Source organism: Adonisia turfae CCMR0081, from assembly GCF_011009555.1.
GTDB lineage: Bacteria > Cyanobacteriota > Cyanobacteriia > Phormidesmidales > Phormidesmidaceae > Leptothoe > Leptothoe turfae.
The window spans coordinates 4336508-4350542 of the sequence record NZ_QXHD01000004.1 but is presented as its reverse complement, the minus strand read 5'-3'; the positions used below and the strand labels follow the sequence as shown (position 1 = coordinate 4350542).

The 14035-nt window shown below is 46.1% G+C and carries 12 protein-coding genes and 1 riboswitch; of the genes, 7 read left to right on the top strand and 5 right to left on the bottom strand.

The genetic code is table 11. The features are described 5' to 3' along the window. The first annotated feature begins 11 nt into the window (after positions 1 to 11). The 3 genes from DXZ20_RS22765 (at position 12) to DXZ20_RS22755 (ending at position 6114) form a co-directional block, all read left to right on the top strand. The gene (locus tag DXZ20_RS22765) at positions 12 to 2747 is read left to right on the top strand and encodes a CHASE2 domain-containing protein (protein ID WP_348918717.1); all 2736 of its coding nucleotides are present in this window, start codon (positions 12 to 14) and stop codon (positions 2745 to 2747) included. Continuing rightward, positions 2744 to 4141 carry a sensor histidine kinase gene (locus DXZ20_RS22760; protein ID WP_163700955.1) on the top strand — a complete coding sequence of 466 codons (1398 nt, stop codon included), beginning with the start codon at positions 2744 to 2746 and terminating at the stop codon, positions 4139 to 4141. Before DXZ20_RS22765 ends, DXZ20_RS22760 begins: the two co-directional genes overlap by 4 nt. Positions 4142 to 4338: 197 nt before the next feature. Next, on the top strand, positions 4339 to 6114 hold the full coding sequence (locus DXZ20_RS22755) for a ShlB/FhaC/HecB family hemolysin secretion/activation protein (RefSeq protein WP_163700952.1): 1776 nt from the start codon (positions 4339 to 4341) through the stop codon (positions 6112 to 6114). A 32-nt stretch (positions 6115 to 6146) separates the two neighbouring features. Here DXZ20_RS22755 and DXZ20_RS22750 read toward each other — a convergent pair whose 3' ends face one another. After that, positions 6147 to 7829, bottom strand: a complete 1683-nt coding sequence (locus DXZ20_RS22750) for a GH3 auxin-responsive promoter family protein (RefSeq protein ID WP_250565884.1) — start codon at positions 7827 to 7829, stop codon at positions 6147 to 6149. A 107-nt stretch (positions 7830 to 7936) separates the two neighbouring features. On the opposite strand from DXZ20_RS22750, the gene DXZ20_RS22745 reads away from it, so the two are divergent. Next, entirely contained in the window at positions 7937 to 8425 is a 489-nt protein-coding gene (locus DXZ20_RS22745; protein WP_163667329.1) for a sterol desaturase family protein, read from the top strand. Positions 8426 to 8478: 53 nt separating this feature from the next. On the opposite strand, the gene DXZ20_RS22740 is transcribed toward DXZ20_RS22745, so the two are convergent. After that, positions 8479 to 9210, bottom strand: a complete 732-nt coding sequence (locus tag DXZ20_RS22740) for an aspartyl/asparaginyl beta-hydroxylase domain-containing protein (RefSeq protein ID WP_163700946.1) — start codon at positions 9208 to 9210, stop codon at positions 8479 to 8481. 129 nt (positions 9211 to 9339) lie between these two features. On the opposite strand from DXZ20_RS22740, the gene DXZ20_RS22735 reads away from it, so the two are divergent. After that, positions 9340 to 9774 carry a hypothetical protein gene (locus DXZ20_RS22735; RefSeq protein WP_163700943.1) on the top strand — a complete coding sequence of 145 codons (435 nt, stop codon included), beginning with the start codon at positions 9340 to 9342 and terminating at the stop codon, positions 9772 to 9774. 35 nt (positions 9775 to 9809) lie between these two features. On the opposite strand, the gene DXZ20_RS22730 is transcribed toward DXZ20_RS22735, so the two are convergent. Further along, a complete protein-coding gene (locus tag DXZ20_RS22730; protein ID WP_163700941.1) occupies positions 9810 to 10709 on the bottom strand; it encodes a LysR family transcriptional regulator in 900 nt (299 codons plus the stop codon). A 171-nt stretch (positions 10710 to 10880) separates the two neighbouring features. On the opposite strand from DXZ20_RS22730, the gene DXZ20_RS22725 reads away from it, so the two are divergent. Together DXZ20_RS22725 and DXZ20_RS22720 are read left to right on the top strand one after the other, a co-directional pair. Then, positions 10881 to 11585: a pirin family protein gene (locus tag DXZ20_RS22725; protein ID WP_163667342.1), complete on the top strand. Its 705-nt coding sequence runs from the start codon at positions 10881 to 10883 to the stop codon at positions 11583 to 11585. Between the two features lie 126 nt (positions 11586 to 11711). Next, positions 11712 to 12137, top strand: coding sequence for a hypothetical protein (locus tag DXZ20_RS22720; RefSeq protein ID WP_163667345.1), 426 nt, complete (start codon positions 11712 to 11714; stop codon positions 12135 to 12137). Between the two features lie 13 nt (positions 12138 to 12150). On the opposite strand, the gene DXZ20_RS22715 is transcribed toward DXZ20_RS22720, so the two are convergent. Both DXZ20_RS22715 and DXZ20_RS22710 read right to left on the bottom strand, forming a co-directional pair. Continuing rightward, positions 12151 to 12690: a GNAT family N-acetyltransferase gene (locus DXZ20_RS22715; RefSeq protein ID WP_163700938.1), complete on the bottom strand. Its 540-nt coding sequence runs from the start codon at positions 12688 to 12690 to the stop codon at positions 12151 to 12153. 163 nt (positions 12691 to 12853) lie between these two features. Next, a riboswitch (Glutamine riboswitch) is annotated at positions 12854 to 12929 on the top strand. Between the two features lie 455 nt (positions 12930 to 13384). After that, a complete protein-coding gene (locus DXZ20_RS22710; RefSeq protein ID WP_163667351.1) occupies positions 13385 to 13918 on the bottom strand; it encodes a hypothetical protein in 534 nt (177 codons plus the stop codon). Positions 13919 to 14035: the final 117 nt, after the last annotated feature.

The window sequence follows — 14035 nt, the reverse complement described above, 5'->3', positions numbered from 1 at the left end:
TGGCACCCAGCGTGGCAGCTATTGTGATGTTTGCTAATGGGTTTGGTCTATTAAATTTGCTGGAATGGACTATACGCGATGAGTTCTATCGTCGTCGTTGGTTAGGGCCTACTGACGAGCGGGTAGTGGTGGTCACCATAGATGAGCCAGATATCCAGGCGTTGGGGCACTGGCCGATTACTGATGAAGCCTTGGCCCAGGTGTTGAACAATATTCGAGCTCAACAGCCTCGAGTGATTGGGTTAGATCTTTATCGAGATTTACCAGAAGAACCAGGGCACCAACAATTATTGGATGTTTTTAAGACAACGCCTCAACTCATCGGTGTTGAAAAGGTGTTTGGTACGCAGGTAGCCCCTCCACCGATCTTGGCAGACTCTGGCCAGGTGGCTGTTGCCGATTTTGTGGTAGACAAGGATCAAACAATTCGACGTATTTTAATCGTTGCTGAAGATAAACGAACGTCTGTTATTAAAACTGGGTTGGGTACTCAAGTCGCCCTTAATTATTTAGAAAAGGATAATATTTTTCTTGAAGCTATAAATGCTGAGCGCCAGCACTTTCGGTTAGGGCAGGCTGATTTTTTGCCAATGGTGCGACGGACGGCAGGCTATACCCATAGTGAACTCGGGGGCTATCAAATTTTGATGGGTTGGCATGGTCCCAGTCAGCGATATCAGCAAATTTCAATTATGGATGTGCTGGCTGGTAAGATTCCTGAGAATTTGATGCGCGATCGCATTGTCTATATCGGTTCAGTGGCAGCCAGTACTAAGGACTTTTTTGGTACTCCCTACAGTAATAGCTTCATGCCTACGGATCAGCGTATGGCTGGTGTGCTTGTCCATGCCAACATTACCAGTTATCTATTAAACATTGCCCTGGGACAGCGACCTTTATTGAAGGGATGGACATGGGAGTATCAATGGGCCTGGATTATCCTATGGTCCTTATTTGGAACCGTGGGCAACTGGTTTTTGGAAACCTATAATCATCAAGAAAATCGTCAGCAGCGCTGGTTTTTAATGCCAAGCATTGTCACGGCAATGGGTACTATGTTGTTGCTGGGGGGAAGTTATGTCAGCTTTCTGCTGGGATGGGTAGCCCCTGTGGTATCACCGATGGCTGCTTTGGTGGGTAGCGCGATCGCAACGACTAGTCGCTTTAAAAAGCATCGGTTACAGCTCACAAATCAACAATTAGAATTTTCTAACCAACAGCTTTTGGATTATTCGCTCACCCTGGAAACAAGAGTAAAGGAGCGCACCCAAGAACTGGCTCAAGCTAAACAGGCTGCTGATAGTGCTAATCAAGCAAAAAGTGAGTTTCTAGCCAACATGAGCCATGAGTTGCGTACTCCCCTTAATGGCATTTTGGGATATGCCCAAATTTTGCAAAACTCACGGACGTTAACGAACGAAGAACACAATAAAATTTCAGTTATTCATCAATGTGGCAATCATTTGCTTACTTTGATTAACGATATTTTGGACCTTGCAAAAATTGAGGCACGTAAGCTTGAACTGTTTCCCAAAGATGTGTATCTAGAACCACTTTTATCTGGTGTGGCTGAGATGTGTCAAATTCGGGCCAGTGCCAAGCAGCTGGCTTTTAACGTTGACTTTGATTACCCCCTGCCTCAGATCGTGCGGATTGATGAAAAACGATTTCGCCAAGTCTTAATCAATTTGATGGGCAATGCGATCAAATTCACCGATCAAGGCAGCGTTACTTTCAGAGTAGAACAATTGGATAATCTCCATTCTGGTCATTCACCAGAGCTACCTCACAGTTGTCGGTTACGCATATCGGTTGAAGATACGGGAATTGGCATCATTGCGGATCAATTGGAACAGATTTTTAGACCCTTTGAACAGGTTGATAATAGCCAGCGTAAGTCAGAAGGCACAGGTTTAGGGTTGGCGATTAGTCAACAAATTGTCAATTTAATGGGTAGCCAACTTCAGGTGCGTAGTACTCCAGGAGAAGGCAGTCTATTTTGGATGGACTTGGAAATTCCTGTATTGGACTATGGCGATGGTAATAACCCTATAGCTTTAAATCACACCATTGTTGGTGTTAAAGGGAAAGTCCCCAGTATTTTAGTGGTTGATGACAGTGCAGAAGACTCTAACCTGTTGTTAGATTTTCTTGATTACATGGGATTCCAAGCCCATAGTGTTGATAATGGTCTCTCAGGCTTAGAGTTTGTCAAACAGCAACCCCCTGATCTGATTATCACTGACTTGATCATGCCAAATTTAGATGGCATTGAATTTCTTCAGCAGTTACGCCAGACACAAGAACTCAATACCATACCTACTATTGTCATCAGCGCTAGTGTTTTTGAAGCTGACCGCCAACGAAGTTTAGCTGCTGGAGCTAATGTTTTCTTACCCAAACCCATTGATTTAGATGCTTTAACAGAAACACTAAAAACACTACTCAACCTACAGTGGATATATGATGAGAGCGATTGTAATAATCTTACCCTTGACACACGTCAGCCTGCTGACATAGGTGTCCATATACCTGTTTTAATTCCCGATGCTGTTTTAGATGAGCTCTATGACTGGGCGATGATGGGGAATGTTCAAGATATTGAACAAAAGCTAAAGACCCTAGTGGTGACAGACGCTCAATCACAACAGTTAATTAACACCCTACAAAAGTTGGCTGAAAATTTTCAAATTTCAGAAATCAAACAACTATTGCAAGTTCACGTGTCATCGAGAAGATTTTTATGAGTGTCTCCTGTGATAAACCAGTGCGGATCTTGCTTGTGGACGATAAACCCACAAACTTAAAAATGCTGTCCGATGCGCTAAAAGGTAATGATTGGACGATGCTGGTTGCTACTGATGGAGTATCTGCCATTGAACAGGCTCAATATGCTCAGCCTAGTCTCATTTTACTGGATGTGATGATGCCAGGTATTGATGGTTTTGAGACCTGTCAGCGGCTAAAGACTAACGCTAAAACGAAAGCAATACCCATTATTTTTATGACCGCCCTCTCGAATTCTGACTATAAAGTGCGCGGGTTAGAGATGGGGGCTGTAGATTATATCACTAAACCTTTTCAGCAAAAAGAAGTCATCGCTCGCGTCAAACTTCATTTGCATTTGAAATTTCTGGCTCAAGAGTTAGAAGAAAAAAATAAATTGTTAACCCAGGAGATTACTGAAAAAACTGTGGCAGAATCTCGGCTGCAACAATTAGCTCAAGAACTTGAACATAGGGTTGAGCAACGTACGGCTGAATTGTCAGATTCCCTAGACAAATTGCAGCAGGCTCAGTTACAGCTAGTCCAAAGCGAAAAAATGTCGGCATTGGGGAATTTGGTGGCAGGTATAGCCCATGAGCTCAATAACCCCATTAGTTTTTTGCAAGGTAATTTAGGGCCCCTCCAAGAGTATATTCAAGATCTGTTAGCTTTAGTTGAAGCGTACCAAAAGACATTCCCAGAGCCAGGGCAGGCCATTCAAGAGCAGATTGAAACAATTGAATGGGACTTTTTACGCCAGGACTTAGAAAAGATTTTGTCTTCATGGTTCACTGGCATGGAGCGTATTCATAATATTAGCGATAGTCTTCGAACTTTTTCACGGGCAGACAAAGAACATAAGGTATTGTTTAATGTCCATGAAGGTCTTGATAGCACATTGCTAATTCTGAGGCATCGCCTCAAGGCCAATGAAACTAGGCCAGAAATCGAAGTTAAGAGACATTACCAGAATATTCCGGAAATTGAGTGTTTTGCGGGGCAACTCAATCAGGTGTTTATGAATCTGTTAGCCAATGCCATTGATACGTTGGATGATGTTAATCAATCATCCAGTTGTGACATGGGTCAATCCCGAGTAAATCTGATAACTGTCAGCACTGGCTTGGCAGTAAATAGTAATAATATTGTGATAAAAATTGAAGATAACGGCGCAGGTATGGATGAAGCGATCAAACTACGCATTTTTGATCATTTATTTACAACCAAAGAGGTTGGTCGGGGGACAGGTTTGGGCTTAGCTATCGTGTGGCAGATTGTAGTTGATAAGCACGGTGGCTCTATTGATGTGACATCTACTTTAGGACAGGGAACGTGTTTTACCCTGATGTTGCCGCTCCAATCTGGAATAATTTAGCTAATGAAAGCAGATTAACGTTGTTGGTAGGCGATATTGATGCCATTGGAATAGGTTCGTTGACATCGCTTCTCTGTTATTCTAGACCCCGTTATCAAACGCTCATACTGCTGAAACGTTGAAAATTATGCCACCAACGGGACACCCGGAGGCAGCTTATAGTTTCTAACTTTGCCGGATGGCATATCAATCGGATTATGGCATTGAGAGACAAATTCTTAGCTAAAGTATTGTTGGGGTTAGGGCAATGTGGCTGTTTACTCTTGTATTCGGCTATTGGCCAAAGGCCTGAAGGCGCTCTCATAGCCCAGGTATCGCCGCTCCCTCCTGATACCCCCCCCGAAATACCGCTCCCTCCTGATATCCCCCCCGACATACCGTTGCCAGATGAACCCTTGCCACCTTCGTTACCTTCGCCCGATGAGTTGCTATCGCCTGGTGGAGATACATTATCGCCGCAGGATGATTTAGGTGAGGGTGATGCTGCTTTCTATGTGGCAGATATTGAAGTTGTTGGCAGTACGATTTTTGATGCAGACGATTTTGCGGATCTGCTGGACCAGTACCGTGGTCGCCAGGTTAGTTTTAATGAACTGTTACAACTGCGTTCGGCCATTACTGATCGATATTTAGATGCAGGATATTTAACGTCAGGGGCGTTTATTCCACCCCAAACCCTGGTCGATGATACGGTCATTGTTCAAGTGATTGAGGGTGAGTTAGAAGAAATTATTGTTCGGGGCACCCAGCGGTTACAGCCCGACTATGTGCGGAGCCGTGTGGGTTTGGTGGCCCAGCCACCGCTTAACGTTGATAACCTTTTAGCGGGTTTGCAGCGGTTACAGCTAGATCCATTAATTGAGACAGTTTCTGCTGATTTGCAGGCAGGTGTGAGCCAGGGCACTAGTTTGCTGGTTATCGATATTGTTGAGGCTGATTCATTTGCGGTGAATACGGGCTTGGCCAACAGCCGGTCGCCCAATATTGGGGGGACTCAGGTAAGTGTCGGTGTAGACGAAGGTAACCTATTGGGTATTGGCGATCGCATTACTCTGGGCTATAAGCACACTGATGGCAGTGATGGTGTGGACTTTAGCTATACTCTGCCGGTTAGCCCCAATGATGATACGGTGCGACTGGCCGCTGGGTATGCCGATAGCCAGGTGATCAATTCTGCCTTCTCAGTGCTCGATATTTCCTCTGACAGTGCCTATTATGAGTTGGGCTATCGTCGTCCTTTGATTGAAACCCCCACCCAGTCGGCGGCTTTGGGCCTCACACTCTCCCACCAAACCAGCCAGACCCGTTTAGGCCTTGATGATATTGGGCCATTTCCCCTGTCTCCGGGGGCCGATGAGAATGGCCGCACTCGCATTAGCACTGTGCGGTTTTTTCAAGAATGGACCCAGCGGAGTCAGCGTCATGTACTGGCATTGCGATCGCAGTTCAATGTCGGTGTTGATTTACTCGGTGCCAACATCAATACTGATGCACCTGACAGCCGTTTCTTTTCCTGGCGAGGCCAGGGACAATGGGTGAAACTGTTGGGCAAACCAGATCAGCTCTTTTTTCTACGGGGTGACATTCAGGTTACCACTGACGATTTGCTCTCCCAGGAAGAGTTCAGTTTAGGCGGTGCTCAAAGCGTACGGGGCTATCGGCAAGATGCTTTGCGACGGGATAACGGGGCGCTGTTAACGGCAGAGCTGCGCTGGCCCATCGCCAGGGTGCCAGAGCTGGATGGCCTGTTGCAAGTGACACCCTTTGTCGATGTGGGCACCGTTTGGAATGATGACGGGAGTTCACCGGGACCCGATACGCTAGCAGGTATTGGTTTTGGCCTACTCTGGCAACAGAGCAACAACGTGTCAGCCCGCATAGACTGGGGCATTCCCTTAGTTGATTTGGATACGGACGATGAAGGCCTACAGGACAGTGGGATTTATTTCTCAGTGCAATATACGCCGTTTTGAGGTTGCTCCCAATCTAAGGTAGGGCCTCTGGGTTAACGAATCTGCTGAATGATTGTTATGCCATCCAGCAATGTGCGATCGCTACTAATGTGCGATAGTTTTACCTGGGCATCATCAGAAACCCCTGACTTTAAACGCTGCTGTCGTAGTTGTTTAAAGCTACCGGCGGCTAAAAGATTGAGCTGAGGGGAGGTAATATCATTCTTCTTACGCTTCAATGCATAAGACTCATTGGCCCGTTGCATATGGCGGTCAAATGTCTGCAAAAACTGTTGTGGCTCAGCGAGTTTTGTCGCTTCTGCCAATTCCATATTGAGAACGTAATAGGGATCAATGAGAGATTTTGAGAGAGTGACGCAAAAATCTTCGATGGGGAGATTGCCCTGCAAAGCTGCCATTGCCTGGGTAACATGATATTCAGTGGTTTTTTCTGAAATCGCTGAGAGTACTCCCCCCTGGCGATAACGGAAGACGATTACTGGCACACCTTGGTACATATCCACCACCTGTAGGACATCGCCAATGTCATAACGACAAAAACCTGAGTAGTTGGTGACGAGCACGCGATAATATTCACCCACTTCTAGCTGGTGAGGCAGTAACGTTTGGGGATTTCTCTTTTCCCATTGATCGGGAGGAACAAATTCAAAGAAGTTTGTTTTGATAGCTAAAATAGCCCCATCTGCATCAAGTCGACAGTAGCTACCAAATGTGGCTTCTGATGCGGCATAGGTGCCCCCAAAAATCGGTGTTTTGCCAAAATATTTGTCAAAACGCTCGAAGTAAAAATCTGAGGGGCCGCCACGGGCGGTGACCAAAAAAGATAAATTTGGCCAGACATAGCGGGGTAATAAACACCCATGTTGCTTGAGTAAGGTTTGTAGCTGTTTGGCCCGTTGCGGCTGAGGCGATAGGTGTTTTTGTAGAGTCTGACGCAGTTCAGGCTCTAGAAGAATGTCTTGGGAAATATCACCGCGGCCAATATCATCGATCAAGGCTGGCCCAAAACGTTCTAAGTAGCTGCAAAACTGCAGCATAATGAGCGGAAAGTTGGCAGCTATGGAAGTGAGGTTTTCCTGACGGAGTCCAAATAGCAGACAGACATAGTTACGGGCAGCTGTGTCGCTCACCCGCATGGCATCGTAGGGCTGGGGAAATAGCTGTTTGAAGACCCAAGGATGGGTGCTTCTTATCTGATTGCCGCTGACGTGGCCATAGGTAATGCCACCCTCAGTTTGCCCTAGGGGCGTAATCAATGTGGTTAGCAATAGCTGCCCTAAACCTCTACCCTGGGCTTGAGCTTGCTCAAAGGCATAACCCATGGCAACCTGATTGGCATAGGAGCGAGTTTGCTGGACTCGTTTAGTGATGGGGATGAGCTTGCGGCTGCCGGTGGAGCCGCTGCTCATGTTAAAGTCCTGCACCGGAAACGGCGACACCACGTTAGTTTCGCCGGCTGCCGCCCGTTCAAAATAAGGGGAATATCCGTCATAGCGCCAACAGGGCACCCGCTGGCGAAATTCCTCAAGGTTACTGATGCGGTCTAGTTTTAATGCTTTTCCCAGGACCGTGTCTTGCTGTTCTTTCAGTAATTTTTGTAGAAAGCGAGCTTGGATGGCTTGGGCCTGGGGCAGCTGACGGGTAAAGGCTCGTTGCTGCCACTGGGCGGCCATCGCAAACACAGTTAAGGATAAATGCATGGGGGCATGGGGCATGGGCAACTTCACAATCCGTCTTGTCTGCGTAAAAATCCTTCACAATAATAAGATGAAGCAGTAGATTTATTGGCGTGCCTCTGTGTTTGTCCTTAATGGAGTTATCAATGCCTCAGCCTCTAGTTTTTGTCATTAGCTTTGTAGCGGCCTTTGTGTTTGCCAGTTTTGTTGAGTATTGGCTGCATCGGCTAATGCATTCCTCCCCTCAAATTGGCCAGCGTCATCGCGATCACCATCGCCGCAATGAAGGCCAGGGTGTGGTGTGGGAGTTTCGAGATTATGTCGTGGGAAGTGCGATCGCAATGGCCATTCCCTTTATCTTTTCCCTGCTGGTGGGTTTAGGCTGGGCCAGCGGCGCGCTAGTGTATGCCGCCTTTTCTGCCTATGCCCACCAGCTACAGCATGAAAACCCTCGCAAGTGCTTCTGGATGAAGATGCCCGTCCACTACATACACCACAAGTACGGCATGTGGAACCACAACTTTGGCCTGGGCGTTGACTGGTGGGACCATATTTTTGGAACTTACAAGCCAGTCGAGTGGCCAACGGAAGACGATTTGCCAGAGCTACCCATGCTGGCAGTCAGATGGTGGTAGGTCTGTAGAGGCGTTCCAGGGAACGCCTCTACATCCGCCTCTATACACCGTTCCTACCGGCTAAAGCTTTCGTAATTTTCCTTAGCCTGTTTCACCTGAGGTGATAGCGCTAAAAGTTTGGATACAGCCGCATTTACCCAAGACAGAGGAAAATTAAAGGGGCGCTCAATATCTAAAAACAACACCACACGATAGCCATTGGTGTCGTTCCAAACCTGGTGGTAGTAGGTGTCATCAAAGATCAAGCTTTTGCCCTCTTCCCAATGGGTAATGGTGGTGTCTACCCGAATGCGACAGGCTTCCTTCGGTTCTGGCACCCGGAGACCCAGGTGATAGCGAAGTAGGCCTTTGTGTTTGCCGCGATGTTCAGGGATGTGTTTCCCAGGGGCCAAAATAGAAAAGAAAGCCACCTTTAAGCCAGGAATATCCTGGAGCAGCTCCCAGGTTTGAGGGCATTTTTCACAGTTTTTAGTAGCAACAAAGCCAAACGCACAAAAATAATAGGTTTTCCATTTATTATCTGGGCTAATCCGATTCTGGCGCGGCATAATATCCTGAAAACTGGGCAGAGCATCCACATCAGTTAACACCTGATCCAGCTCTTGGCGAATGACAGTCCAGTTGTTCTCAAGTGTTGTTGCCCAAGGGAACGTTTCCGGTGGAAAAATAGACGCATTGCCGAGGGGAGATGAGTTGCCAAGCCACGCTTCAAATCGGCGATACCAGGGGCGGTCAAAAATTGGGTGAATAGGGGTGTCTGGACTTTGGGGCTGAGTGATTTGCATAAACAGCGTAATACGTTAAGACAAGCTAAAAAACACTCTAAAAACTGGGCAAAACCCGTGGTTACATCAGTGTAAAGATATAGTATCTGGTTAGGCCCACATGTCAGCATGCTCTACCCCTGCTTCCCTATGAAATCGTTTCTGCTTTCTGTCCTTGGCTCCGTAGCGTTCTATGGAACGCCGGCGATAGCCCAGGTAATTCCTGCTGAAAATACCCCTGAAGTAGCAGGTACTGTGAATCAGGATGGCTACTCCGTGATGCTGAATAACAGCGTTGATCGCATGGAGCTAGAGTGCCGCGCTTATCTGGCGGTGAGCTTTCCTAACGGGATTATCGACCCGGCTTACTTGCGAGAAGACCTGGAAGCCACTTTTTTAGAAGCCGGACGTCGAGGTGGCATAACCCCTGACACTCTCTACAATTCCAGCGAAATCATTGCCAATCGAGTGGGTGAGCTTATGGAACTCAGTGATCAAGCTGCTGATATCGAGTCAGGTCTCAAGCTACAGTTTCTCTATGAAGAGATGGAAGAGTTTGTTTGTGAACGATTAGCGAAGGGCTAGTTGATAGGTAACACGACCCATACAAGCTAGCTCAGCTATGGCGTAAACAATCGTTCAAATCGTTTCTGCAAAAATGCTGTTAGCAGCTGTACTTTAGGGGATAAGTGTCGATTGATCGGGTAAATCACACATAGCGATAATGCCTGAGGTTGATAATCCAACACCACTTCTTGCAGGTCCCAGCAAGCTAAACTTTGCTTAACAATGAACTGAGGCAATAAAACAATCCCCAATCCGCGAATGGATGCGTCCCTGAGCACTTCACCATTATTTGAGCACATTGACCCAGTGACAGTGACTCTATTTTCTTTATTGCCATTTGATAATACCCACTCATGGCGACCTGACAATTCACCATAGGCCAAACAATTATGGTTACCCAAATCCTGCGCTGATCGGGGAATTCCTCGATGCCATAAATATTCAGGGGCAGCGCAGAGTAAACAATTGAGTTGAGCCAGTTCATGCACCACCAACTGCAGGGATGTTTGGGGTTGGGCAATGCGTACCGTGAGGTCGAATCCCTCTGCTAATGGATCTATAAACCGATCTTCCAACGTCAGCTGTACTTGGACTCCAGGATATTGCGCCATAAAATCTGCCAGAATGGGGCCTAAATGCATGGTGCCAAAGGTCATTGGAGCATTGATTCGCAGCGGTCCGACCGGTTCAACTTGGGTTTGGGAAACTGCCAGTTCAGCTTCCTCTAGGTTTGCCAGAATACCCAAACAGCGTTCGTAAAAGGCGGTACCCGTCGCCGTTGGTGTGACCTTGCGGGTACTGCGTTGCAAAAGTTGTGCCCCTAATTCTGTTTCTAGGCTAATCACTAATTTATTGACTGCTGATCGCGACATACCCATGTCCCGCGCCGCGGCGGCAAAACCCTTAGCTTCCACGACCTGTACAAAGGCATGAATGGCCGCAAACTTATCCATGCTGACCTATCCTTTCAATCAATCTTGAATAGCTTTTTTCGTGAATCTCAAGTAGGTTCATTGTTGCCTAAAAAAGGACAATGCGTCAATTGAATTGATTATTGTCTTTTTTAAAGACGCAATTCATAATTGGATTAGTTCCACCCAATACACCACACGGGAGGTAGACCTATGATGACTGTTCGCCCTGCATCAGAACGAGGTAATGCTAATTTTGGTTGGCTCGATAGCCGTCATACCTTCTCTTTTGGCAGCTATTATGACCCAGCCCATATGGGGTTTGGTACTCTGCGAGTGATTAATGAAGACAAGGTGGCTCCAGGGCGCGGGTTTCCTACCCATAGCCATCGCGATATGGAGATTATTTCCTACGTTGTGGACGGTGCTTTAGAGCATAAAGATAGTATCGGCAATGGATCCATCATCCGCCCTGGTGATGTGCAGCGCATGTCTGCAGGTAGTGGTATTAGCCACAGTGAGTACAATGCTTCTAAAGAGAGTCCTGTACACTTTCTCCAAATTTGGGTGTTGCCTGACAAGCAAGGCATTGAGCCTGGCTATGAACAAACGTACTTTAGCCCTGAAGAAAAACAGGGCAGATTACGCTTGGTTGGTTCCCAAGACGGTCGCGATGGATCCATCACCATCCATCAGGATATGAATCTTTATGCAGCTCAACTAGGGCTCAACGAGCAAGTTGACTATACGCTGCAAGGCAATCGTCTTGCCTGGGTTCAGGTGGTGCGCGGGCAGATTAACTTGAATAAGAATCTCCTTAGTGCCGGTGATGGAGCCGCAATTTCGGCCTCTGAAGCAGTCTCCATAGCAGGTCAGACAGATGATACTGAGATTCTGTTATTTGATATGGCTGCATAACCAGGCAAGTCATGCTCAATAGGAGATAGCCTGCAACCATGGGCCTACTTATGTAGGCCCATGGTTTGTCATTGGGATGTTTTTTGCAAGTGCTATTCTGACCTAGCTAACATTAGGGATAGTTTGATGATTACTCGTGGATTCCTAGCATCATTTCTCGGAATAGTTTCCATAGCTACTGCGGCACAGGCTCAGATGAGTGATGTACCCCGGTTTGATACTAACGGAGATTTTTTCTCAGCGCGTGTGCAGGGCAACCGAGGCATGTATCCCCACTGGCAATGGGTTGTTGTAGAGACGGATAACCTGGGCCTTAACTGTCGCAGCGACAACGGAGATGTCATCGTTGTACTGGCCTATGGTGCGGTTGTTGACTCTGTCTTTGAGGGCGATGATGCCATTAGCCTGGTCAACGGTCAACCTTGGCTCAAAGTGAACGCAGACTTAAGGGATGTGCAGCGTAGGGTGGTGGATGACTTTGCTGTTGCTTATACTTGTTATGTTCGAGCCAATAATCAATATATTGTGCCCTTAAATCCAGATACTCAGTGAGATGTGTGAGGTCTCACATGGCCGCAGACTGTGACCATTTTTCTTCACTTAATATCCATCGGTTAACAGTTTGCTGAAAGTTAATCCAGCCTGGAGTGGTTTCATAGGTTTTAACGAGCTCAAACCCCACTTTAGCCAAGGTTCTATTAGGGGCTGGATTCATAGCATAAGGCTCACAAACTAATCGTTTAAGTTCAAATGTTTGAAAGTATTTGCTAATGCTTTGCCCAATAAAATAAGTTCCATGATTTCTCTGGCGCGTTTGAGGTTCCCAGAGATGTAAATGCATGTAGGCTTCTTGACCAAATGTAATCTTATTAATGTTGGAATGACCGATGGCATGGTTATCCAATTCCCAGAGAATATAGTAAAAGTGTCTTTCAGATATTGGGCGGTTAAGGTCTTTGTTCAGAAGGGCTTTCCATTCATCAGCACTGGGTAACTTGGTAGGTTCAACTCCCATGCCTTTAAGGAACTTAGAATCTGCTTTCAGAAAGTATTGGATAATTTGGTCAATGTCATTAGCTTCCAATTCCCTAATAGCTCTATTCAAGAATCTTTACCTCAATCGTTTTGATTTGTAACCTGATTTTCATACTAAAAAAATGATTCTAGTGGCTAGATGAATTCAGGTTGATTCTGTTATGAATTGTAGACATTTTGACTGTACTCCTTGACCATTTAGGGTATGTGTAACATAGAATATAGATGTAAAGACCGTTCATCCTTTGATTCAAAAAGCTTTGAATATTGAAGGACGGAAGTAGGGATATTCTCCTGAAGGAACGCGCCTCTGCAATGTGTATTTTTAGGAGGCGATTCTCATGACATCTAACGCTTTAACCGCTACCGAGCTAATTACCGTACTGACAGTCTATTGCATCGTATTTTGTCCGGTTTTGTGCTGGACGATTAGTGGTTCATTACCTTTCAAGCAGCCTTCTGACTCATTCGACGAGCACTCTCACGCTTAGGTTTGTTTGCATTTGACCAATATGCAATCGGTACGGCCTTGCTGATCTTTATGATGCTGTCGTTAGGCATCATAACTGTAGCTTGGCGCACATCGTTCACAACAACAGTTATAGCTGAGAGCTCTGAATATCAGCGACTATGTGTGCAGTAAACTGCTGAATACATTCAGCAGTTTACTATGGGAGATAAAACACAAGCGTCAACGGTAACCCGTTGATGCCTATTTTGTGCACTGCTTAAATCTATAGCTTCCAAATGGGCCGCCGATAACTCTAGTAATACAAGATTGAGTTATTGAAATAGCCACAATTTAACACGCTTACATTTTGAGGCGTTATGTATAGGTTCTGACTCAGGGGATGATTCTTACGCACTTGAGCACTGAGAGTTTCTGAATTGCTTGTGAAGCAAACATTACCTGAGACAACAAAAAATGTGCCGCCAGTCATTTGTCCAATATCGGCTTGGGAAATTAAAACTGGTCCACTACATGTGGTGAGGGGCATGACCAGATAAGCTTCAATGTAATCTTCACCACTGATTTCCATTGTGTTAAATCCGACACTGGCAATGTCTTCGCCTTCATACACTAAAGCTTCACATAGTTCGCTGGCGAGGGCTTTGTTGCCCCACCATGGTTGGTTTCTAAGTACCTGGTCTGTAGCCTCATGATCTAACTCAACACTGTAGGATGAGCCGTAGACATCGACAGTCACTGGCTCGCTAGGAGATGCATAGGTTGATTTGACCAGTGCTAACAGTGCAATAAATCCTACAGCGGTCCCAGTGAAGAGTTTTTCTAACATTCTGGTGGTAGAGAACCTAGCTAGAATAATGATTCTGATGCTTTAAGTATTGCCCAACACTTTTTTGAGCTAAACAGAAAAAGTCGATTTGAAATAATGCTTAATACCTCTTTGTAC